The 21,693-nt window shown below is 65.5% G+C and carries 19 protein-coding genes; 5 read left to right on the plus strand and 14 right to left on the minus strand.

Annotation, left to right across the window (positions count from 1 at the left end):
- Window positions 1-8 precede the first annotated feature (8 nt).
- The gene (locus Q6D67_RS11840; protein ID WP_304705818.1) at window positions 9-2,318 is read right to left on the minus strand and encodes a DNA internalization-related competence protein ComEC/Rec2; all 2,310 of its coding nucleotides are present in this window, start codon (window positions 2,316-2,318) and stop codon (window positions 9-11) included.
- Between the two features lie 130 nt (window positions 2,319-2,448).
- Here Q6D67_RS11840 and Q6D67_RS11845 point away from each other — a divergent pair, with 130 nt between their 5' ends.
- Window positions 2,449-3,027 carry a DUF2062 domain-containing protein gene (locus Q6D67_RS11845; RefSeq protein ID WP_304705819.1) on the plus strand — a complete coding sequence of 193 codons (579 nt, stop codon included), beginning with the start codon at window positions 2,449-2,451 and terminating at the stop codon, window positions 3,025-3,027.
- Here Q6D67_RS11845 and Q6D67_RS11850 read toward each other — a convergent pair.
- The 12 genes from Q6D67_RS11850 to Q6D67_RS11905 form a co-directional block, all read right to left on the minus strand.
- Window positions 3,002-4,237: a lipoprotein-releasing ABC transporter permease subunit gene (locus tag Q6D67_RS11850; RefSeq protein ID WP_304705820.1), complete on the minus strand. Its 1,236-nt coding sequence runs from the start codon at window positions 4,235-4,237 to the stop codon at window positions 3,002-3,004. The genes Q6D67_RS11845 and Q6D67_RS11850 overlap by 26 nt on opposite strands.
- Window positions 4,224-4,919: an ABC transporter ATP-binding protein gene (locus Q6D67_RS11855; protein ID WP_304705821.1), complete on the minus strand. Its 696-nt coding sequence runs from the start codon at window positions 4,917-4,919 to the stop codon at window positions 4,224-4,226. The genes Q6D67_RS11850 and Q6D67_RS11855 overlap by 14 nt, the downstream gene beginning before the upstream one ends.
- Window positions 4,912-6,129 (minus strand): lipoprotein-releasing ABC transporter permease subunit, encoded by a 1,218-nt coding sequence (locus Q6D67_RS11860; protein WP_304705822.1) that lies wholly within the window; start codon window positions 6,127-6,129, stop codon window positions 4,912-4,914. The genes Q6D67_RS11855 and Q6D67_RS11860 overlap by 8 nt, the downstream gene beginning before the upstream one ends.
- Before the next feature lie 66 nt (window positions 6,130-6,195).
- Window positions 6,196-6,429, minus strand: coding sequence for a (Na+)-NQR maturation NqrM (gene nqrM, locus Q6D67_RS11865; RefSeq protein WP_304705823.1), 234 nt, complete (start codon window positions 6,427-6,429; stop codon window positions 6,196-6,198).
- Window positions 6,430-6,459: 30 nt separating this feature from the next.
- Window positions 6,460-7,533 carry an FAD:protein FMN transferase gene (locus Q6D67_RS11870; RefSeq protein WP_304705824.1) on the minus strand — a complete coding sequence of 358 codons (1,074 nt, stop codon included), beginning with the start codon at window positions 7,531-7,533 and terminating at the stop codon, window positions 6,460-6,462.
- The gene (gene nqrF, locus Q6D67_RS11875) at window positions 7,533-8,756 is read right to left on the minus strand and encodes an NADH:ubiquinone reductase (Na(+)-transporting) subunit F (RefSeq protein WP_304705825.1); all 1,224 of its coding nucleotides are present in this window, start codon (window positions 8,754-8,756) and stop codon (window positions 7,533-7,535) included. The genes Q6D67_RS11870 and nqrF overlap by 1 nt, the downstream gene beginning before the upstream one ends.
- A 14-nt stretch (window positions 8,757-8,770) precedes the next feature.
- On the minus strand, window positions 8,771-9,379 hold the full coding sequence (gene nqrE / locus Q6D67_RS11880; RefSeq protein WP_304705826.1) for an NADH:ubiquinone reductase (Na(+)-transporting) subunit E: 609 nt from the start codon (window positions 9,377-9,379) through the stop codon (window positions 8,771-8,773).
- Window positions 9,379-10,041: an NADH:ubiquinone reductase (Na(+)-transporting) subunit D gene (locus tag Q6D67_RS11885; protein ID WP_304705827.1), complete on the minus strand. Its 663-nt coding sequence runs from the start codon at window positions 10,039-10,041 to the stop codon at window positions 9,379-9,381. The genes nqrE and Q6D67_RS11885 overlap by 1 nt, the downstream gene beginning before the upstream one ends.
- Window position 10,042: 1 nt before the next feature.
- Window positions 10,043-10,816 (minus strand): Na(+)-translocating NADH-quinone reductase subunit C, encoded by a 774-nt coding sequence (locus Q6D67_RS11890; protein WP_304705828.1) that lies wholly within the window; start codon window positions 10,814-10,816, stop codon window positions 10,043-10,045.
- A complete protein-coding gene (locus tag Q6D67_RS11895; RefSeq protein ID WP_304705829.1) occupies window positions 10,803-12,005 on the minus strand; it encodes an NADH:ubiquinone reductase (Na(+)-transporting) subunit B in 1,203 nt (400 codons plus the stop codon). The genes Q6D67_RS11890 and Q6D67_RS11895 overlap by 14 nt, the downstream gene beginning before the upstream one ends.
- Window positions 12,006-12,008: 3 nt before the next feature.
- Window positions 12,009-13,355: a Na(+)-translocating NADH-quinone reductase subunit A gene (locus Q6D67_RS11900; RefSeq protein WP_304705830.1), complete on the minus strand. Its 1,347-nt coding sequence runs from the start codon at window positions 13,353-13,355 to the stop codon at window positions 12,009-12,011.
- A 149-nt stretch (window positions 13,356-13,504) separates the two neighbouring features.
- Window positions 13,505-14,977 carry a glyceraldehyde-3-phosphate dehydrogenase gene (locus tag Q6D67_RS11905; protein ID WP_304705831.1) on the minus strand — a complete coding sequence of 491 codons (1,473 nt, stop codon included), beginning with the start codon at window positions 14,975-14,977 and terminating at the stop codon, window positions 13,505-13,507.
- 145 nt (window positions 14,978-15,122) lie between these two features.
- Between Q6D67_RS11905 and mfd the strand changes: the two genes are divergently transcribed.
- Complete coding sequence (gene mfd, locus Q6D67_RS11910; protein WP_304705832.1) at window positions 15,123-18,590, plus strand: transcription-repair coupling factor; 3,468 nt, start codon at window positions 15,123-15,125, stop codon at window positions 18,588-18,590.
- Window positions 18,590-19,699 (plus strand): CsiV family protein, encoded by a 1,110-nt coding sequence (locus Q6D67_RS11915; RefSeq protein ID WP_304705833.1) that lies wholly within the window; start codon window positions 18,590-18,592, stop codon window positions 19,697-19,699. The genes mfd and Q6D67_RS11915 overlap by 1 nt, the downstream gene beginning before the upstream one ends.
- Here the strand turns inward: Q6D67_RS11915 and Q6D67_RS11920 are convergent.
- The gene (locus Q6D67_RS11920; protein WP_304705834.1) at window positions 19,641-20,402 is read right to left on the minus strand and encodes an S-methyl-5'-thioinosine phosphorylase; all 762 of its coding nucleotides are present in this window, start codon (window positions 20,400-20,402) and stop codon (window positions 19,641-19,643) included. The genes Q6D67_RS11915 and Q6D67_RS11920 overlap by 59 nt on opposite strands.
- A gap of 259 nt (window positions 20,403-20,661) precedes the next feature.
- Between Q6D67_RS11920 and Q6D67_RS11925 the strand changes: the two genes are divergently transcribed.
- On the plus strand, window positions 20,662-20,979 hold the full coding sequence (locus tag Q6D67_RS11925) for a DUF6763 family protein (RefSeq protein WP_304705835.1): 318 nt from the start codon (window positions 20,662-20,664) through the stop codon (window positions 20,977-20,979).
- Window positions 20,980-21,081: 102 nt separating this feature from the next.
- Complete coding sequence (lexA, locus tag Q6D67_RS11930; protein ID WP_304705836.1) at window positions 21,082-21,684, plus strand: transcriptional repressor LexA; 603 nt, start codon at window positions 21,082-21,084, stop codon at window positions 21,682-21,684.
- Window positions 21,685-21,693: the final 9 nt, after the last annotated feature.

Here is a 21,693-nt window from a genome sequence, read left to right on the forward strand (position 1 = left end):
CAGGGCATCTACTGTTCCCAGTAGCGTGGGAAGCGGCTGCGCTGGGCCATCAGTTGCGGTGCCCGCCCCGGCCGCAGGGTCCACTCCAACGCCCCCTCCAGCGCGGTGCTGTAGGTGGCGATGCCCTGCTGTGCATGGCGTTGCCTGACCGCTGTCGCGGGATGCCCGTAGTGGTTGGCGCGGCCGTGGGTGTACAGCACCATTGCCGGATCCACCTGTTTCAGCCAGGCACTGGAGGACGAGGTGTTGCTGCCGTGGTGTGGCGCCAGCGCCCAGTCGCTGGCCAGGCTCTCACGCCAGTAGCGCACCAGCTCCCGCTCGCGATCGGCGCCGATGTCACCGGGCAGCAGCAAGCGCTGGCCGTGTGCCTCCAGGCGCAGGACACAGGAACCGTTGTTGCTGGATACGGACTCTCCGGCTGCCGGTGCCAGAACCTGGAAGCGGATGCCCCCGGGCCAGCGCCAGGCGAGCCCGGCGCGGCATGCGGTCACTCCCGGCGCTGCCGCCATATCCGCGCCCACCAGCAGCGCTCCGAGGGGCAGCCGTCTGCGCAGGGTGTCCAGGCCGGCGCTGTGATCGTGGTCGCCGTGGCTGACAACCAGGGTATCTAGGCGACTGATGCCGCGGCTGCGCAGCAGGGGCAGGATCACCGAGTCCGCCAGGTCGGGCCCGCCGGGCATGCCGCCGCCAGTGTCATACAGCAGGGCGTGACTGCGATCATAGACGAGTACTGCGGTGCCCTGCCCCACATCGAGTGCAATCACCTGCAGCGCATCGGCATGGGCTGTGCGATGACCGTGCAGCGGCAGCAGCAGGGGCAACAGCAGGGGCGGCAACAGCAGCAGTTTCAGCAAACCGCGCAGGGGCACCACCGCCAGCGCCAGGGCGACAAGGGCCAGGGCCACGGCCGGGAGTGTCGGGGTCAGCGTGGCATAAAGCCACCCGGGGTGGTTCTGCGCCCAGGCCTGACCCAGGGGCAGCAATTGCTGCAGCGGCCAGGCGGCCAGCATCCAGATGCTGCCGGCAAGGCTGCTGCTGAAAGTGGCCAGTACGACGCCGAGCAAGGCCAATGGCACGACGGCCAGCGCCATCAACGGCACCAGGGCGGCGTTGGCCAGGGCCGCCACCTGGCTGGCACCCCCGAACCACCAGCCAGACAGCGGCAACATGGCCAGGCACATATAGCCGTGTGTGCCCAGCCAACGCCCGGCAGCGCCCGCCCGGGGCCGCCACAGGGCAAGCCAGAGCAGGCAGGCGACGGAGCCGAAGGACAGCCAGAAGCCCGCCCCCAGCGCGGTCAGGGGATTCACTGCCAATAGCACCGCGGCCGCCAGCAGGAGGTTGTTCCAGGACAGCCCCGGCCGGCCGCAGAGGACCGCCAGCAGGAAGCAGAGCAGCATCAGCCAGGCCCTCGTGGTGGCGAGGCTGAAACCGGCCAGGGCGGTATAGACAGTCGCCAGTAGCAGCGCGCACAGGGGGCCGCCGAGTGCGCTGCCGCGATGCACACCCGCCAGGGTCAGAACCCGGGCCAGCAGGCCCCCGAGCAAAAAACCGCAGGCGGCTACCATGCCCACGTGCAACCCGGAGATCACCAGCAGGTGGCTGATCCCGTACTGGCGAAACAGGGTCCACAGCGCATGGTCCAGGCCGCTGCGATCGGCTACCACGACGGCCCGCAGGATAGCGCTGGGGGCGCCCTCCCCCAGCGCCGCCAGGATTTGCCCGCTCAGCCATTGCCGGTAGCGCTGGTGCGATGCACTGGCCCCCGCCTCCGCCAAACGCAGGGCCGGAACTCGACTGCGCACACTGCCCACCGCATCAATGCCCGTCTGCGCGAACCAGGCCTGCATGTTGAAAGACCCGGGATTGGCGAGGCCCCAGGGCCGACGCAGCAGCACCGCAAACTGCCAGCGCTCCCCCGGCGCCAGCGCGGGCTCGCCGGGCGCACTCAACAGCAGCCTGCGCGGGCCGCGGCAGTGGGCAAGGGGCAGCGGGTCGCTCTCGAATTCAAAGCGCTGCCGGCGGCGCCCGTCCGGCAACAGGGTGAGCCGGGGCAGGCTGGCGACGGTGCCGGTCACCTGCATCGCTACCCGTTCGCAGACATCGGGCAGGCGCCGTTCGAGCAGGGTCTGACCGTAACTCACCGCCAGCCCCGCCCCGATCACGCAGGCTGCCAGGGTGCGCCAGTGGCCGCGCAACCACAGCAGCATCAGCACACCCGCCAGGCAGAGCAGTGTGCCCACCCACAGTGGCGGCAGAAACGGGGCCTGGCCGACCGCTATCACGCTGGCAACGAAACCGCCGAGCGCGGGTCTCATGGATAGTCCTGCGCTGTCTTTGTCGGCATAATGGCACCCTGCGGCCGATCGCCAGGCGCCCGGCCCGACGTCCGCTACAGTCAAGCACAGTGCAGAAATCCTTTACACGTCCATTCCGACCAGAGTTTTCATGCCCAGAAAAACCCTGAAACAATGGCTGCCGACGCCGACCAGGATCCGCAAGATCGAAGCCCTGCACGTTCTGGGCGACTGGATCTATCAGACCAATCTATGGCATATCAATCGCTATTCGGCGTCGATGGCATTCTTTGTCGGCATTTTTGTCGCCTTCCTGCCGATTCCCGGGCAAATGTTGGCGGCGGCCATCCTCGCGGTGCTGCTGCGCTGCAACCTGCCCCTGTCCGTGGCCCTGGTGTGGATTACCAACCCGGTGACCATGCCGGCGATTTTCTACCTGTCCTACCGGGTTGGCGCCCTGCTGATCGACGTGCCGGTGCAGGTGGCGGAGTTCGAGATGACCGTAGCCTGGATCAGCGCCCGCATCGGCATGCTGTGGCAACCGCTACTGCTGGGCAGCCTGCTCTGCGGCTTGCTGTTCGGTTCGCTGGGCTACACCGCGGTGAACCTGTTCTGGCGCTGGCACGTGTCCCGGCAGTGGCGGCGGCGTAAACAGCACCGCGCCCGGCACGGCCTGTTGCGCCGCCGAGTGCAGCAAACGGACGCTACACCCGCTCCTGGTGAAGAATAAGGGCCGGCGCGAGGCGCGCTGCGCGCCGCGCAGGATAGAGCGCCGCGAGCACGCACATGGCGAAGGCGACGGCGCTGACCAGAGCAATATCCGCAAGCAGGATATCCACCGGCAGGAAGGACACCGGGTAGACATCGGTGCTGAGGAAATGCAGCCCCAGCAGCTGTTCCAGGCCCGCCACCAGGGGCGGAATGCCGAGGCTCAGCAGCACGCCGCAGAGGGCACCCAGTACCACTCCCACCACGCCGATCATGGCGCCCTGCAAAATGAAGATCCAGGTGATATCGCCACCCGATGCCCCCAGCGTGCGCAGGATTGCGATATCCCCCTGCTTGTCGAAGACCACCAGCACCAGCGATGACACCACATTGAAGGCGGCGACCGCGATGATCGAGAACAGCAGGATGCTGACCAGATCGCGTGAGAGCTGGATCGCGGCGTACAGATTGCCGTGGGTCAGCATCCAGTTAGTGGTGTAGTAACCCGTGGGCAGCTCGCCCAGCAGCTCCCAGCCGAGGCGGTTGACCTCGAACAGGTCCCGGGTCTGCAACTGCAGGCCACTGACGCCGCCATCCAGCCCCGCCAGTTCCGCCGCCCGCGCCAGGTGTACTACCGCCGCCGACTCATCCAGCTCGGTGCCGGTGGCCAGCACACCGGCCAGGGTGACGCTGGCAAAGCGGGTGGCCGCCGGGCCGCCGCCACCGACCTTTGGCACAATCAGGGTGAGGGTGTCGCCGACCCGGGCCCCCAGCCGCTCCGCCAGCCCGCTGCCCAGTAGCAGTCCGTCTTCCCCGGCGGCAAACTGCGCCTGTAGGGGCGCCGGCAGCGCGGCCAGCAGGCCCTGTCCGGCGCCCGGCTCCAGGCCCATGCCGATAGCGGTCTCGATCGCGCTGCCGCGCAGGAACAGGGCGTCAAACTCGACAAACGGCACCGCCGAGACAATCTCCGGATGCAACTGCAGATTCGCCGAGAGTGTTGCCCAGTCCTGTAACGGCTGCTGACCGTAGACGGTAATATGGGGCACCAGCGCCAGGATCCGCTCGCGCATTTCCTTGTCGAAGCCGTTCATCACCGAGAGCACTGCAATCAGCAGGCCGATCGCCAACACCAGCCCAAGGGTAGAGAGTGAGGACAGAAAGGTGGACAGGTAGCCGCGGCCGAAGGCAAAGCTGTAGCGCAGCGCTATTCGCAGCAGCTCAAGCCGGCTCACGGGCGCGCTCCACCAGGGTGCCCTGCAACAGTTCCAGGGTGCGGTCCATGCGCCCGGCGATGACCGGGTCGTGGGTGACCACCACAAAAGCGGTGCTGCCGGCGCTGAGGGAGTCGATCAGGGCCAGCACCTGCGCCGCCGACTCCGGGTCCAGATTGCCGGTGGGCTCGTCCATCAGCACGCAGTCCGGGGCGGTCACCAGGGCCCTGGCGATGGCGACCCGCTGGCGCTCGCCGCCGGACAGCTCACCGGGGCGATGCTGCAGGCGGTGGCCCATGCCGACGCCGGCGAGCATGGCCTCCGCTTGCTGCCAGGCCTCGCGCCGGCGGGCGCCGCCGATCAGCAGGGGCATGGCCACGTTTTCCCGGGCATCGAACTCGGGCAACAGGTGATGGAACTGGTAGACAAAGCCCAGGTGGCGGTTGCGCCAGCGACACAGGGCACTTTCGCCCAGGTCGGCGAGATCCTGCCCGCGCATCAGCACCCGCCCGGAGCTGGGCTCGTCGAGGCCGCCGAGCAGGTTGAGCAAGGTGGACTTGCCGGAGCCGGAAGCGCCGACGATGGCCACCTTTTCCCCTGCCTGCAGGACCAGTTGCAAGCCGTCCAGCACCTGGACTTCGCGATTGCCGTCGCGGTACACCCGGCCCAGGCTGTCGGCGCGGAGCACGGCGGAATCATTCATAACGCAAGACCTCAGCGGGAGCGATACGGGCGGCGCGCCAGGCCGGATACAGGGTCGCGGCGAGGCTCAGCACCAGGGCGGCGGCGATCACCCAGAGAACATCCTGCCACAGCAGCTCTGCCGGCAGTTCGCTGATGAAGTACACCGCGGGGTCGAACAGCTTCACCCCCAGCCAGCTCTCCAGGCGGGCGGTCACCGCGGCGATATTGCTCGCCAGCAACACGCCCAGCAGGGTCCCGCTGCCGATACCGGCGGCGGCCAGGCCCAGCCCGTGGGCGACAAAGATGCCCATGATGCCGCCGGCGCGGGCGCCCATGGTCCGCAGCACGGCGATATCGCCGCGCTTTTCCGCCACTGACATGACCAGGGAGGAGACTATGTTGAAGGCGGCGACCGCGACCACGCTCAGCAGCAGCAGGCCGACCATGATCTTTTCCATTTTCACCGCCCGGAACAGGCTGCCCTGGGTCTGGCTCCAGTCGCGCACCACCAGCTCCGGTGGCAGGGCCGGCGCCAGCTCCGCCAACTGGCGCGGGGCAGTCATCAAGTCCGCGGTGCGCACCTGCAGACCATCGACGCCGCTGCCGGCAGCAAACAGGCGCTGGCCGGTCCGCAGCGACACGTAGGCCTGGTAACCGTCGGGCTGGGCGTTGATCTGGAACAGGCCGGCGACCCGCAGGCGCTTGCTGCGCGGAAAAGTGCCCAGGGGGGTGACCGTGAGGCGGGGAATGGTGACCTCGACGCTGTCGCCCGGCCCCACCCCCAGCACCCGGGCCAGGCTGATCCCCAGCACCACGCTGAAGGGCTCGGCCTCCAGATCCGCCAGGCTGCCGTGGATCATGGCCGCCCCTACTCCGGATACGCCTGCCTCCAGCGCCGGATCGATCGCGGTGAGGACCGCCCCGCGCAGTTGCGCGGGGCCGGCAAGAATGACCTTGTCGCTGATGTATGGGGCCAGGGCGAGGATCTGGGGCCGGGCTTCAAGGGTGCTTGCCAGCGCCTGCCAGTCAGCCAGATGTCCGTTGTCCGCAGGCTCCACGTAGCCGTGGGGCACCAGCGAGAGGATGCGCCCGCGCAGTTCCCCGGCAAAACCGTTCATGATGGCGAGCACCGTAATCAGGCTGGCAACACCCAATACCATGCCCAGCATGGATACCAGGGCGATGACGCTGGCAAAGCGGTTGCGTTTGCGGCTGAAGCTATAGCGCAAGCCGACAAACAGTACATAGCGCGCGTTCAGGGGATGATTGCCAGGCGAAACCTGCCGCGCCGGATACTAGCGGTCGGCGGAGTAGAACTGGTCGGTGTCGGCAGGGACACGCTTGCCGTCGCGGTTTTCTTCCTCGCAAAGCGTCGGGTTACCACCGCAGATGTCACAGGCGGTGTCGAAACCCAGGGCACCCATGCCGCCACAGGAGCCCTTGATCGGGCCGCGACCCAGCATGACCCCAACGGCCATGATGGCCATGAAGATGCCGATGAATACGGCGGTGAGAATGAATGTGGTCATAGCTGTTTTCCTTGCGGCGGCAAACGGCCGCTAGTGAGTCTGGTTCGACGCTTCCAGCCAGGGCTCGAAGGCGCTTGAATATACGGGCACGATACGCTCACCGTCGCGACGCAGCAAATATACCGCCAGCCCCTGGGCCTCGGCCAGCGCCAGGGCTTCTTCGGCACCGAGCACGGTCAGTGCCGTGGCCCAGGCGTCGGCGCGCATGCAGTCGGCCGCGATTACCGTGACCGACACCAGGTCGTGCTGCACCGGCCGGCCGGTGCGCGGGTCGATGCTGTGCGAGTAGCGGCGGCCGTCGACCTCGAAATAGTTGCGGTAGTCGCCGGAGGTGGCCACCGCCGCATCGGTCAGGGCGATGCCCAGGGCTACCGAGCGCGCACCGGGTTGCGGGCGCTCAATCGCCACCCGCCAGGCATCGCCCCTCGGGCTCAGGCCGGCCACGCGCATCTCGCCACCTACTTCGACCAGAAAATCGGCAATTTGTTGCGCCGCCAGTGCTTCCGCCAGAACATCCACCGCGTAGCCCTTGGCAATGGATGAGAGATCCAGCTCCACCTCCCGCAGGCGCCGCAGGCGGCCCCGGGCAGCGTCCAGTTCAAGAAACTGCTGCCCGACCTGCTCCCGGCGCTCGCGGATGGCGGCGGCGCTGGGCAGGTCCATGCGCGGCCGCGCCGGGCCGAAACCCCACAGTTCCACCAGCGGGCCGACGGTGACGTCGTAGGCACCCCCGGACAGATCACCAAGCGCCAGCGCCGCCGCCACGACCTCGGCAAAAGGCGCGGACACGGGGACCCAATCACCCGGCGCGGAACGGTTGAAGCGGCTGATTTCGGAATCCGGCTGCCAGGTCGACATGCTGTCGTTGACCGCAACCAGCAGGTCTTCCAGCTCGGCCTGCACTTCGGCGGGTTCGAGCCCGCCCGCCACCGGCAGGTAGGTCACATGCCAGGTGGTGCCCATCGTTGCCCCGGACAGCTCCACCGGCAGGGGCTGGCGCTGGCAGCCCCCCAGCAGCAATCCGGCCAGCGCCAGTACCGCGAGGGCCGCCCTACAAAAAAGCCACCCCGAAGAGTGGCTTTGGCTGGGGGACAGGGCCGCCATCAGCCGCCGAAGTCGTCCAGCAGGATGTTTTCCGGCTCCACGCCCAGATCGGTGAGCATGCGGATCACCGCGGCGTTCATCATTGGCGGGCCGCACATGTAGTACTCGCAGTCCTCCGGTGCCGGGTGGTCCTTCAGGTACTGCTCGAACAACACGGTATGGATAAAGCCGGTCAAGCCGTCCCAGTTGTCTTCGGGCTGGGGGTCCGACAGGGCCACGTGCCACTCGAAGTTGTCGTTCTCCGCCGCGAGGCTGTCGTAGTCCTCAACGTAGAACATTTCCTTCAGCGAACGCGCGCCGTACCAGAACGTGATCTTGCGCTTGCTGTTGAGGCGCTTGAGCTGGTCAAAGAGATGCGAACGCATCGGCGCCATGCCGGCACCGCCGCCGATAAAGATCATCTCCGCATCGGTGTCCTTGGCGAAGAATTCGCCGAAGGGACCGTATACCTTGACCTTGTCACCGGGCTTCAAATTGAACACCCAGGAGGACATGATGCCGGGCGGAATCCCCTCGCTGCCCGGAGGCGGCGTGGCGATGCGGATATTGAACTTGACCACACCGCGCTCTTCCGGGTAGTTGGCCATGGAGTAGGCGCGAATGGTGGTCTCCTTGACCACCGACTCCAGCTTGAAGAAGCCGAAACGCTCCCAGTCGGCCCGGTATTCCTCGTCGATGTCGAAGTCCTTGAACTTGACATGGTGTGGCGGGCACTCCAGCTGTACATAGCCACCGGCGCGGAAGTCCACGTTCTCGCCTTCCGGCAGGCGCAGGGTCAGCTCCTTGATGAAGGTGGCGACGTTGGGGTTGCTGTCAACCGTGCACTCCCACTGCTTGACCCCGAACACTTCTTCCGGGACTTCGATCTTCATGTCCTGCTTGACCGCGGCCTGGCAGCTCAGGCGCCAGCCCTCCTTGGCATCGCGGCGGGTAAAGTGATTCTCTTCGGTGGGCAGCATGGCGCCGCCGCCCTCGTTGATAATGCACTTGCACTGGGCACAGGTGCCGCCGCCGCCGCAGGCGGAGGGCAGGAACAGGCCATTATCGGACAGGGTCTGCAGCAACTTGCCGCCGGCCGACACATGGAGGGTTTTTTCGCCGTTGATCTCGATCGACACCTCGCCGCTGCTGACCAGGCGCGAGCGCGCACTGAGGATAACGGCCACCAGGGCGAGCACGATCGCGGTGAACATGGTGACGCCAAGTACAATGGTCAGATTCATAACAACAGTTCCGCCTAAAGGTTCATACCGCCGAAGGACATAAAGCCCAGCGACATCAGGCCCACAGTGATAAAGGTTATGCCCAGCCCCTGCAATCCGTCGGGCACATCACTGTACTTGAGTTTTTCACGAATACCCGCCAGGGCCACGATCGCCAGCGCCCAGCCGACACCTGCGCCGGAACCAAACACAACGCTTTCACCGAAGGTGTAGTCGCGTTCCACCATGAACAGGACGCCGCCGAGAATGGCGCAGTTTACCGTGATCAGGGGCAGGAACACCCCCAGCGCGTTGTAGAGAACCGGGACATACTTGTCGAGAAACATCTCCATAATCTGGACAATCGCTGCGATTACGCCGATGTAGGACAGCAGCCCGAGGAAGCTCAGGTCCACATCCGGCAACCCGGCCCAGGCCAGGGCGCCGTCCGCCAGCAGGTAGTTGTAGATCAGGTTGTTCACTGGCACGGTGATGGTCAGGACCACGATGACCGCGATGCCGAGGCCGATTGCCGCCTCCACTTTCTTGGAGATCGCCAGGAAGGTACACATGCCCAGGAAGAAGGCCAGCGCCATGTTCTCGATAAACACCGCGCGAATGAAAAGGCTCAGGTACTGTTCCATCACGCGCCCTCCTCGGCTGTCGTGTGCTTGGCAATGCGGAAGTCCGGTTCCTCGACCTGTTTCTTGTCAACGCTGCGCAGGATCCAGATAAACGCGCCGATCAGGAAGAAGGCGCTGGGGGGCAGCAGCAACAGGCCGTTGGGGTTGTACCAGCCGCCCTCGGTCACCAGCGGCAGTATTTCGATGCCGAACAGCTTGCCGGAGCCGAACAGCTCACGGAAAAACGCCACCGCCAGCAGTACCACGCTGTAGCCGAGCCCGTTGCCGAGGCCGTCGACAAAGCTGGGTAGCGGCGGGTTCTTCATGGCGTAGGCCTCGGCGCGACCCATCACGATGCAGTTGGTGATGATCAGGCCGACGAAGACAGACAACTGCTTGCTGATGTCATAGGCCACTGCCTTCAACACCTGATCCACCACGATCACCAGCGAGGCGATGATGGTCATCTGCACGATGATGCGGATACTGCTGGGGATCTGGCTCCGGATCGCGGAAATGAACAGGCTGGAGAAAGCCACCACCGAGGTCAGGGCAATGCACATGACCATGGTCACCTGCAGAGATGAGGTGACCGCCAGGGCGGAACAGATACCGAGGATCTGCAGGGCAATCGGATTGTCCCTGAAGATCGGGGTCACTAGCGTTTCTTTCATGGTCATCATGTCAGGCCTCCCCGGCTTTCAGGTTGTTGAGAAACGGCTCGTAGCCCTGTTCGCCGAGCCAGAACTGCACCAGTTGGGTTACGCCGCGCGAGGTCAGGGTGGCCCCGGAGAGGCCGTCCACACGCCAGCGCGAATCGGGGCTGTCGGCATTGACGCTACCCTTGGCCAGAGCGATCTCGACTTCGCCGTCGCGGTAGACCTGCTTGCCGGGCCACTGGGACTTCCAGCGCGGGTTGTCCACTTCGCCGCCGAGTCCCGGGGTCTCGCCGTGCTCATAGAAACCCAGCCCGGCCACGGTGTTGGCGTCCGACTCCAGGGCGATAAAGCCGTACAGGGTGGACCACAGCCCGTATCCGCGCACCGGCAGGATAACCTTGTCCCAGTCCCCACTCGCAGACTCCACCAGGTACACGAGGGCGTAGTCCTCGCGCCGGCCGATACCGGCGATATCTTCCTGCTGGCTCAGGTTCATGGAGCGGGACGGGTCCTTGGCCGCCTTCACCGGTTCGTAGCTGGCCGGGTCGACCGCATCGGTGAAGCGGCCGCTGCGCAGGTCCACCACACGGGTCTGGATCTGGGCGAACTGCGCCTCGATGGACGCGCCCTCCTCCAGCATCCCCGCCGCGGCGAGAATATTGCGCTTGCGATCCAGGGTCTTGTTGGCTTCCTGGGCCGGCTTCAACATTACCGCCGCGGTGGATACCACCACGGAGCAGACAATGCAGAGGGCGAAGGCGACCAGCAGGGTTTTGCCGATACTGTCATTCTTGGACACGGGCAAGCCTCCGTTTGATGTTGGACTGGATCACGAAGTGGTCCATAAGCGGGGCGAACAGGTTCGCAAACAGAATCGCCAGCATGATGCCCTCGGGGAAAGCCGGGTTGGCCACGCGGATCAACACGCACATCAGGCCGATCAGAATGCCATAGGCAAACTTGCCGGCATTGGTGTAGGCCGCGGAGACCGGGTCGGTGGCCATGAACATCATGCCGAAGGCAAAACCGCCCAGCACCAGATGCCAGTAGAACGGCATGTTGAACATCGGGTTGGTTTCGGAGCCGATAATGTTGAACAGGGTCGACAGCGCCGCCATGCCCAGGAACACACCCGCCACGATGCGCCAGGAGGCGATGCGGGTCACCAGCAGCACCGCGCCGCCGAGCAGGATCGCCAGGGTGGAGGTCTCGCCAATGGAGCCGGGAATGGAGCCGGTAAAGGCCTGCATCCAGCTGATCTGCTGCTCCAGGACCGCCATGCCGTCGGAGGCGACTACGGACAGCGGGGTGGCGCCGGTATAGCCATCCACCGCGGTCCACACCGCGTCACCGGACATCTGCGCCGGGTAGGCAAAGTAGAGGAACGCACGGCCGGTCAGGGCCGGGTTGAGGAAGTTCTTGCCGGTGCCGCCGAACACTTCCTTGCCGATGACCACGCCGAAGCTGATGCCCAGCGCCACCTGCCACAGGGGCACGTCCGGGGGGCAGATCAGGGCAAACAGGATCGAGGTGACGAAGAAGCCCTCGTTGACCTCGTGGCCGCGCTTCATCGCGAACAGCACTTCCCAGAAGCCGCCCACCACGAAGGTGACGAAGTAGATGGGCAGGAAGTAGAGGGCGCCGAAGAAGAAGCAGTCCCACAGGCTGGTCGGGTCGTAGCCACCGAGGGCGCCAATCAGGCTGCCGCGCCAGCCCTCGACCTGGCCGCCAGTGGCAGCGAGGATGTCGTTGGCCTGGAAGCCCAGGTTGTACATGCCGTAGAACATCGCCGGGAAGGCCGCAAACCACACCGTGATCATGATGCGCTTGAGGTCGATACCGTCGCGCACGTGCGCGGTGCTGCGGGTTACCGACGCGGGCGAGTAAAAAATGGTGTCCACCGCCTCGTACAGCGGGTACCACTTCTTGTAGCGGCCGCCCTCTTCGAAATGGTGTTCGACACCGTCCAGGATCTTGCGCAGTCCCACGGTCTAACCCTCCTTCTCAATGCGTGTCAGGTTGTCCCGCAAAATGGGACCGTACTCGTACTTGCCGGGACAGACATAGGTGCACAGCGCCAGGTCTTCCTCGTCCAGGTCGAGGCAGCCCAGGGCTTCTGCGGTTTCAGAGTCGCCAACGATCAGCGCCCGCAGCAGATGGGTGGGCAGGTAGTCCTGCGGCACCACGGTCTCGTAGGTTCCCACCGGCACCATGGCGCGCGGGCTGCCGTTGGTGGTAGTCGTCATCGCCAGCGGCTTGAGGCCAAACAGGCTGCTCAGGTAGACGCCGAGGCTGGAGTGCTTTTCGGTGCCCGGGGAGAGCCAGCCCAGAAAGGCGCGATCGCGCCCCTCCAGCAGGGCGGTGACCTGGTTGTGGTAGCGGCCCAGATAGGCGGTCGGCGCCTGCACCCGGCGGCCGCCGAGGACGGAACCGGAAATCACCCGGTTTTCACCTTCTTTCAACTCGCCTGCGCAGAGCGCCTGCAGATCCGCGCCCAGGCGGGTGCGCAGCAGGCGCGGATTCTCGACCTGCGGCCCGGCCAGGGAGATCACCCGCGTGGCATGGATCTGGCCGTCCAGGAACAGGCGCCCAAAGGCGATGACGTCCTGGTAGCCGATGGTCCACGCCACCTTGCTGGCGCTGACGCCACCGAGGATAAAGTGGATGTGGGTGCCGGCCAGGCCCGCGGGGTGGGGCCCGGCAAACTCGGCCAGTTCGATATTGGCCGCCTGCCCGCGCGGGAGATCGGCGCCCGGGGCGGCACAGAGGTAGACCTTGCCGGCGGTCAGGCGCGCCAGCAGATCCTGGCCCAGGGCGAAGGCTTCGGGCTCCTCGGCAATGATGACCGTGGGCTCCGGCGCCAGCGGATGGGTATCCATCGCAGTAATAAAGATGGCCGCAGCCTCGGCATCCAGTGCCGGCACCCGGCTGAAGGGGCGCGTGCGCAGCGCGGTCCACTCGCCGGTGAGATTGAGGTGGTCGCGGATTGCCTGGGACTCCAGTGCCCGGGCCTCCTCCAGGCTCCAGGAGGGAAAGCTCTCCGAGGCGTCGCCCTCGACTTCAATCACCACGGACTGCAGGGCGCGGCGGGCACCGCGGTTGATGGCCGCGACCACGCCGCCCGCGGGGGCAGTGTAGCGGACACCCTCGGTTTTCTTGTCGGTGAAGAGCAGTTGGCCAGCCTTGACCCGGTCACCCTCGGCGACTTCCATGGTCGGCTTCATGCCCACGTAGTCGGGCCCCAGCAACGCCACGGCGCGAGCCGCGGTGGCGTCTTCAATGGCTTGCCTGGGAGCGCCCTGGATGGGGATGTCCATGCCCCGCTTGATCTTGATCATACGATCTGCCTACAGGTTCAAAAGTAAGATTGTGACGGCCGTGGCCGTGTCGGAGAGCGGCGCGGCATTATAGCCGGATCCACCGCCTAAAGGCCACAGCGCAGGGCAACAGCCAATTGATTTTGAACAATTTTTACAGCGTCCCCCTGTTACTTCGACTTCTTGGGATAGCGTGCGTAGTTGATCCCCGCCATCTGCTCGAGAATCCGGAAAACCTGGCAGCTGTAGCCAAACTCATTGTCGTACCACAGGTACAGAACTGCCTGGGTGCCGTTGACGATGGTGGCCTGGGCATCAAAGATGCAGGCGTGGCGAGAGCCCACGAAATCGCTGGAGACCACCTCGGGCGAGTTGGAGTAGTCAATCTGCTTGCGCATTTCGGAGTGCAGCGCAATATGGCGCATGTACTCGTTCACCTCGTCCTTGGTGGTGGCCTGCCCCAGGGTCAGGTTGAGAATCGCCATGGACACGTTGGGTATCGGCACCCGAATCGCGTTGCCGGTCAGCTTGCCTTCCAGCTGCGGCAGGACCTTCGCCACTGCCTTCGCCGCGCCGGTCTCGGTGATCACCATGTTCAGGGGTGCGCTGCGGCCGCGGCGGTCGGCGTGGTGGTAGTTATCCGTCAGGTTCTGGTCATTGGTGTAGGCATGCACGGTTTCCACGTGACCGCTGATGATACCGAACCTGTCATCCATGGCTTTCAGCGGCGGCACAATGGCGTTGGTGGTGCAGGAGGCGGCGGACACGATCTGGTCGCTGTCCTCGATCACCCCGTGGTTGATGCCGGCCACCACGTTTTTCATTTCGCCCTTGCCCGGCGCCGTGAGGATGACCTTGCTCACCCCTTTGGACTTCAGGTGCTGTGAGAGGCCGGCTTCATCGCGCCAGGCCCCGGTATTGTCGATGACGATAGCGTTGTTGATGCCGTAGGCAGTGTAGTCGATGCTGTCCGGGGAGTCGGCGTAGATCACCTTGACTTCATTGCCGTTGGCGACAAAAGACTGGCGCTCCTCGTCGACCCGGATGGTGCCGTCGAAGGCCCCGTGCACGGAATCCCGGCGCAGCAGGCTGGCGCGCTTGACCAGGTCGTCCGGGGCCTTGCCCTTGCGCACCACGACGGCGCGCAGGCGCAGGGAGTCGCCACCGTCGGTCTTGTCGATCAGGATCCTGGCCATGAGGCGACCGATCCGCCCGAAGCCGTAGAGAACCACATCCACCGGGCCGGCCACGGGCCTGGTGTTGGCGCCGATCAGGTCCGCCACCTGCTGACGGACGTATTCCTCGACGCTCATGCCGACGCCATCGCCCTTGTCGTAGTACTCGACAGCGAGGCGGCCGATATCTATATGGGCGGGGCCGAGGTTCAGTTCCGACAGCGCCTTGATCACCGGGAAGGTTTCGAACTCGGACAGTTCGTTCTCCTCCACCTGGCGCACGTAGCGGTGGTCCTTCATGATCTGGGTCACCGCCTGGTTGACCAGCGGTTTGCCGTAGATGTAGCACTTGACGTTCTTGCGCCGGGAGAGTTCGCCTACCAGCGGAATCATGCCCTCCGCCAGCGCTTCGCGCTCCTTCCAATCCCTGAAATAGTCGTCGGGGCGCTCTCGCTTGCGTTCGTTCACTCGTCTGCCACCTGTCTGTGGGGTAATCCGGGGTTCCAACGGGCGCGTATTATCCCGTTCCGGCCTGCCGAGGGCAAGGCACTGTGGCACTTTTCACCCCGGGCTTTACAATAGGCGCCCTGTTTTCGCCAACCTGCGGTCATCCATGTTCAAACCCCTGCTTGCAAGCACCCCCTGGCCCGCCAAACCGGGCAGTCGCACCGCGATGGGTCCGTTCCACGGCTGCGCCGAAGCCCGCTGTATCGCCGAACTGGCGCGGCCCGGGGAGTTGCTGCTGGTGGTGACCGCGGATACCAGCTCCGCCCTGGCGCTGGAGCGGGAGCTGCCCTTTTTCCTCGGCGCCGACATCGACATCCTCGCCTTCCCGGACTGGGAGACCCTGCCCTACGACCATTTCTCGCCCCACCAGGACATCGTTTCCGAGCGCTTGCAGACCCTCTACCGGCTGCCCAGCCTGGCGGCGGGGATCCTCATTGTGCCGGTACCCACGCTGATGCACCGGCTCGCGCCCTCCTCCTACATCGCCGGCTCCAGCCTGGTGCTGGAGCCGGGCCAGACTCTCGACCGGGAGAGTTTCCGTCGCAACCTTGAACGCAACGGCTACCACAACGTCGACACCGTCTACGAGCACGGCGAGTTCGCCCTGCGCGGCTCCCTGCTGGACATCTTCCCCATGGGCAGCGAGCTGCCGTTCCGGGTCGACCTGCTGGACGACGAGGTCGACAGCCTGCGCACCTTCAGCCCGGAAACCCAGCGCACCATCGAAAAAGTGTCGGCCATCAACCTGCTGCCGGCCCGGGAATACCCGCTTAACCCTGCCGCCATCAACCAGTTCCGCATGAACTGGTACGAGGCCTTCGATATCGTCGACCACGATGCCTGCCCGGTTTACCACGAGGTCAGCGCCGGCCGCTCTCCGGGCGGCTGCGAATACTACCTGCCCCTGTTTTTCGAGCACTGCGCCACCCTCTTCGACTACCTGCCCCAGGGCACGCCGGTGATTGCCATCGGCGATCACTACCAGGCCGCCCAGCGCTTCTGGGAAGACGCCAGCCACCGCTACAGCGAATACGGCGTCGATCCGCGCCGCCCGCTGTTGCCCCCGGCGCGCTGCTTTACCCCGGTGGAGGAGCTGTACCAATTGCTGGGCGCCTGCCCGGTACTGGAGCTGCGCCGCAACCCGGAGGCCCCGGTACACGTGGCCAGCCCCTCCCAGACCCTGCCGGACCTGGCGCCGGAGGGGTCCAGGCACACCCCCGCCGACCGCCTGCAGCAGTTCCTCGACCGCCACCACGGCTCGGTGCTGCTCTGCGCCGAGTCCGCCGGGCGGCGGGAGGTGCTGCTGGAGACCCTGGCCGCGCACCAGCTGGCGCCGCCGGAAGTGGCCAACTGGGCCGATTTTCTCGCCTCCGGCCTGGACTTCGCCATCACCACCGCGCCGATTGACCGCGGCATGTATTTCGGCCCCGACGCGCCGGCCCTGGTCTGCGAGTCACAGCTGTTCGGCAACCGGGTTGCCCAGCGCCGGCGCCGCAGCAAGGCCGACGAGACCAGCGCCCAGAATGTGTTCCGCGACATCAATGAATTGCGCGAAGGTGTGCCGGTGGTGCACCTGGAGCACGGCGTGGGCCGCTACCTGGGCCTGCAGACCCTGCAGGTGGACGGAGCCGACAACGAATTCCTGGCGCTGGAATATGCCCAGGGCAGCAAGCTCTATGTGCCGGTAGCCTCCCTGCACCTGGTCAGCCGCTACGCCGGCAGTGACCCGGAGCTGGCGCCGCTGCACAAGCTCGGCTCCGACCAGTGGGAGAAGGCCCGGCGCAAGGCGACGGAAAAGGCCAGCGACGTCGCCGCCCAGCTACTCGAGGTCTACGCCCGGCGCGAGGCCCGCCAGGGTTACTGCTTCGAGCTGCCGGCCATGGAGTATGAACAGTTCGCCGCCAGCTTCCCCTTCGAGGAGACCGCCGACCAGGCCGCCGCCATCGAGGCGGTGATTACCGACATGACCAGCCCCCGGGTCATGGACCGCCTGATCTGCGGCGATGTGGGGTTCGGCAAGACCGAGGTGGCGATGCGCGCGGCCTTCATTGCCGCGCGCAATGGCAAGCAGGTGGCGGTACTGGTGCCCACCACCCTGCTGGCGCGCCAGCATCACAATTCCTTCGCCGACCGCTTTGCCGACTGGCCGCTGACGGTGGAGGTGGTGTCCCGGTTCAAGTCCGGCAAGGAGATGGAGGCGGTCACCGCCCGGGTCGCCAGCGGCGAGATCGACATCCTGGTGGGCACCCACAAGCTGTTGTCGAAGGACTTTCGGTTCAAGGACCTGGGCCTGCTGATTATCGACGAAGAGCACCGCTTCGGGGTCAAGCAGAAAGAGGCGATCAAGGCCCTGCGCGCGGAGGTGGACATCCTCACTCTGACCGCCACGCCCATCCCCCGCACCCTGAACATGGCCCTGGGGGGAATGCGCGACCTTTCGGTAATCGCCACCCCGCCGGCGCGGCGGCTGTCGATCAAGACCTTTGTGCGTGAACACAACATCGCCCTGATTCGCGAGGCGGTGCTGCGGGAAACCCTGCGCGGTGGCCAGGTGTACTACCTGCACAACGAGGTGCGCACCATCGAGGAGACCGCGCGCAAGTTGCGCGAACTGCTGCCGGACCTGTCGATTGCCGTGGCCCACGGCCAGATGCGCGAAACCCAGCTGGAACAGGTGATGTCCTCGTTCTATCACCAGCGCCACCACATCCTGCTGTGCACCACCATCATCGAGACCGGCATCGATATTCCCAACGCCAATACCATCATCATCGAGCGCGCGGACAAGTTTGGCCTGGCCCAGCTGCACCAGCTGCGGGGCCGGGTCGGGCGCTCCCACCACCAGGCCTACGCCTACCTGCTGTGCCCGCCCCGCTCGGTGATCACGCCGGATGCAGAAAAGCGCCTGGAAGCGATCGAGGCCGCCGGGGACCTCGGTGCCGGCTACCTGCTCGCCACCCACGACCTGGAAATCCGCGGTGCCGGGGAATTGCTGGGGGATGAGCAGAGCGGGCAGATCCAGAGCGTGGGCTTCGCCCTGTACATGCGCATGCTGGAGCGGGCCGTGGCGGCCCTGCGCCGGGGCGAGATTCCAGACAGCGATACGCCTCTGGACAGCGGCACCGAGGTCAACCTGCACCAGCCGGCGCTGATTCCGGAAGACTACCTGCCGGACATCAACACCCGCCTGATCCTCTACAAGCGCATCGGCGCGGCGGCGGACGAACAGGCACTGCGTGCCATCCAGGTGGAAATGATCGACCGCTTCGGGTTGCTGCCGCAGCAGGTTAAAAACCTGGTGCAGGTGGCGCGCCTGCGAATTCGCGCGGACGCCCTGGGTATCGCCGGCATTGAGGTTGGCCCCGGCGGTGGTAACATCGATTTCCGGGAATCCACGCGGGTCAACCCGCTGAGCCTGGTCAAGCTGGTGCAAGCCGATCCCAAGGGCTATCAGCTGGCGGGGTCCATGCGCCTGCGCTTCAAGCGCAGCCTGGAAGAACCGGAACAGCGCCAGCAGTTTGCCGACCAGTTGCTGGACACTTTTGCCGCCGACGCCACGGAAGATGCCGCCTGATGATCCGAATCCCCGCCCGCTCCCTGCTCACGGCCCTGCTCGCCGCCCTGCCCCTGCTGCCGCTGCACGCCCAGGAGGAGCAGCGCTGGTTTCAGGTGGAGCTGCTCGTGGTCGCCCACACCGACCCCGACGCCAGGGGCGCAGAGCGCTGGGACCCGCTGCCGGCACTGGCCTACCCCGAGCGGCTGCGCTTCCTGCTCGATCCACAGCGCCTGCAGGCCAACCTGGACCGCACCGAGCGCGCCGCCTACAGCGAGGTGGATCCGCGCGGGCTGCAACGCATTCACCTGCAGCCGCAGTGGCAGCCCGCGGCTTCGCCGCCGACGACGGATGCCAGCACGGCAGAGTCCGCGCCCATGCCTGCGCCGGCCGCGGTCGACCCCACGCAACCTTCCGCTGCGGCCGAGGGTGGCGCAGGCATCGAGCAAGAGACAGCAACCGAGTCCCTGGCAGAAGCGCCCCCGCGCCTGCCGACGCCGTTCGTGCAGTTGCCCGCCAGCGCCCGCGAGTTCCGCGGCAAAGCCGCCTACATGGAGCGCAACGGCCCCTACCGTGTTCTGTTCCACGAAGTCTGGTGGCAGCCGGTGGCCAATCAGCGCGACGCACTGCCCCTGGTGCTGGACCGCTCGGGTGACAGCGCCAGCTTTCCGCCCCTGCAGGGCACCATCACCCTGTACCTGTCGCGCTTCCTGCATCTGGAGACCGATCTCTGGCTGAACACCGACGGCAGCTACCTGCCGGGCAGCTGGCGCATGCCGGCGCCCCCGCTGGGGCCGGCGTCGCTGGAACTGGTGGCAGCGCCACTGCTGACGCCCGAGCTGGAGGAGGTGCTGGACTTTGGCGCGGTCTATGACCCGGCCTGGGACCAGGCGGAAGAATTGGCTGAGGACACGGCGCCCGCCTACCCCTGGCGCCACGCGGTGCCGCTACAGCAACAGCGACGCATGCGCTCCAACGAGGTGCACTATATCGATCATCCCCTGCTGGGGCTGGTGATCAAACTGACACCGCTGGACGCGGAAGCACTGCAGGCAGCGGACTACGACGCGGCTATTCTGCCGCTGCTGGAGCGGCCAGAGCCACCAGCAGAGTCTCCAGCAGGGTTCTGACCACCCCCGCCTCACGCTCCAGGATCCGACGCATCATGTCCAGCGTCAGGGGCAGGTCGCCGAGACCGGCGGCCGGGTTTACCACCATGCAGACACAGGCATAGGCCATGCCCAGTTCCCGGGCCAGGGCGGCCTCGGGCATGCCGGTCATCCCCACCACGTCGCAACCGTCTCCCGCCAGGCGCCGCACCTCGGCGGCAGTCTCCAGCCGCGGGCCCTGGGTCACGCCATGGATGCCAAAGGGTTCATGGGCAATGCCCGCCGCTTCCGCCGCCTCCACCAGCGCCAGCCGCAAAGGGCGGTCGTAGGGCTCGGTGAAATCGATGTGCAGCAGGCTGCCGCTGCCGCCGTCGTCGAAGGTGTGCTCCCGGCCCCAGGTGTAGTCGACCAGCTGGTCCGGGATCACCAGGCGCCCCGGCTGCATGTCCGGGCTGATGCCCCCCACCGCGTTGATCGCGACCAGCCGGCGCACGCCCAGGGCATGCAGGGCACTGATATTGGCGCGATAGTTGATTCGATGCGGCGGAATCGCCCGGGGACTGCCGTGGCGATGTAGGAAGAACAGAGTCTGGCCGCCGAGCCGCCCTTCCTGCACCGGGCGCGACGGGGCGCCGAATGCCGTGTCGGCGCTGTGCTCGCGGATCAGGTCCAGACCCTGCAGTTGCTCGAGGCCGGTGCCACCGATGATACCGATGCTGCTCATTGCTGCGACTCCAGAACAGGTGTATTTAGACAATTTTATTATTTGGGAAACGGCCGAGCGTTGCGGTTCAAGTATAACAGCGTCGGGCAGACATCAGGTCAGTTTTGCAAGAATGGCGCAAGCAACTGATCTGGCGCGGAAAAAATCTACCGCCAATAAACTGCTATTTCCAGAGGGTTTTTTAGACCGTTATCACATAATGGACAGCCTTGGCTGGGATGGTATGTTGAAAGCTAAATCTAACGAGGGGAGAGGGGAAATGAAAATGTTGAGCCCCGTGGTTGGCGGATGGTACAAGGACCTGGAGACGAACACCCTGTTTGAAGTCGTCGCCTGGGACGAGGCCAGCCTGACCATCGAAACCCAGTACCAGGATGGCGAGGTGGCCGAGTACGACCTGGATGTGTGGCGGATGATGCCGCTGGAACGAGCGGCGGCGCCCGAGGACTGGCGCTCGCCCTTCGAATTCGTCGACGATGACGGCATCGACCCCGACCTGCCGTTTCACCCCGAGGACTGGAACAGTCCCCTCAGCATGATTGAGCCGGAAGCCATGTACGGGGTGGAGGACTATTGATGGCATGTTACCGCGGGTGACATGCCCCCGCGCTCTCTTGTGGTCGCAGCGTTTTACTGTATATAATCCCAGTCACTGTATAAATACACAGATGGGCTGGTTATGGAAAAACTTACGCAGCGGCAACAACAGGTACTGGATATCATCCGCCAGCACATCGACCAGACCGGCTATCCCCCGACCCGGGCGGATATCGCCAACCAGCTGGGGTTCAAGTCCGCGAATGCCGCGGAAGAGCACCTGAAGGCCCTGGCCCGCAAGGGTGCCATCGAAATCATCGCCGGTGCCTCCCGCGGCATCCGCCTGCCGGACAACCCCGGTATTCCCATTATCGGCCGGGTCGCCGCCGGCAGTCCGCTGCTGGCGGCTGAACACATCGAGGACTACTGCGCCCTGCCCGCGGATTTTTTCAAGCCCGCGGCGGACTACTTCCTCCGGGTCCACGGCGACAGCATGCAGGATGTCGGCATTCTTGACGGCGATCTGCTGGCCGTGCACCGCACCGAAGTGGCGCGCAACAATGACATCGTGGTGGCGCGGATCGAAGACGAAGTCACGGTCAAGCGGTTCCGGCGCGGCAATAGCAAGCACATTGTCGAGTTGTTGCCGGAAAACGCGGACTACGAACCGATCCGCGTGGATCTGCGCGAGCAGGCCTTTGCCATCGAGGGGCTTAGCGTCGGAGTGCTGCGCCGCGAAAAATAAAGGGTCAGG

Source organism: Haliea sp. E1-2-M8, from assembly GCF_030649675.1.
GTDB lineage: Bacteria > Pseudomonadota > Gammaproteobacteria > Pseudomonadales > Halieaceae > Haliea.

Coding starts and splice junctions, on each gene's coding strand:
- Q6D67_RS11840 (WP_304705818.1), bottom strand. CDS start 2,318: ATGAGACCCGCGCTCGGCGGTTTCGTTGCCAGCGTGATAGCGGTCGGC.
- Q6D67_RS11845 (WP_304705819.1), top strand. CDS start 2,449: ATGCCCAGAAAAACCCTGAAACAATGGCTGCCGACGCCGACCAGGATC.
- Q6D67_RS11855 (WP_304705821.1), bottom strand. CDS start 4,919: ATGAATGATTCCGCCGTGCTCCGCGCCGACAGCCTGGGCCGGGTGTAC.
- nqrM (WP_304705823.1), bottom strand. CDS start 6,429: ATGACCACATTCATTCTCACCGCCGTATTCATCGGCATCTTCATGGCC.
- Q6D67_RS11870 (WP_304705824.1), bottom strand. CDS start 7,533: ATGGCGGCCCTGTCCCCCAGCCAAAGCCACTCTTCGGGGTGGCTTTTT.
- nqrF (WP_304705825.1), bottom strand. CDS start 8,756: ATGAATCTGACCATTGTACTTGGCGTCACCATGTTCACCGCGATCGTG.
- nqrE (WP_304705826.1), bottom strand. CDS start 9,379: ATGGAACAGTACCTGAGCCTTTTCATTCGCGCGGTGTTTATCGAGAAC.
- Q6D67_RS11885 (WP_304705827.1), bottom strand. CDS start 10,041: ATGATGACCATGAAAGAAACGCTAGTGACCCCGATCTTCAGGGACAAT.
- Q6D67_RS11900 (WP_304705830.1), bottom strand. CDS start 13,355: ATGATCAAGATCAAGCGGGGCATGGACATCCCCATCCAGGGCGCTCCC.
- mfd (WP_304705832.1), top strand. CDS start 15,123: ATGTTCAAACCCCTGCTTGCAAGCACCCCCTGGCCCGCCAAACCGGGC.
- Q6D67_RS11915 (WP_304705833.1), top strand. CDS start 18,590: ATGATCCGAATCCCCGCCCGCTCCCTGCTCACGGCCCTGCTCGCCGCC.
- Q6D67_RS11920 (WP_304705834.1), bottom strand. CDS start 20,402: ATGAGCAGCATCGGTATCATCGGTGGCACCGGCCTCGAGCAACTGCAG.
- Q6D67_RS11925 (WP_304705835.1), top strand. CDS start 20,662: ATGAAAATGTTGAGCCCCGTGGTTGGCGGATGGTACAAGGACCTGGAG.
- lexA (WP_304705836.1), top strand. CDS start 21,082: ATGGAAAAACTTACGCAGCGGCAACAACAGGTACTGGATATCATCCGC.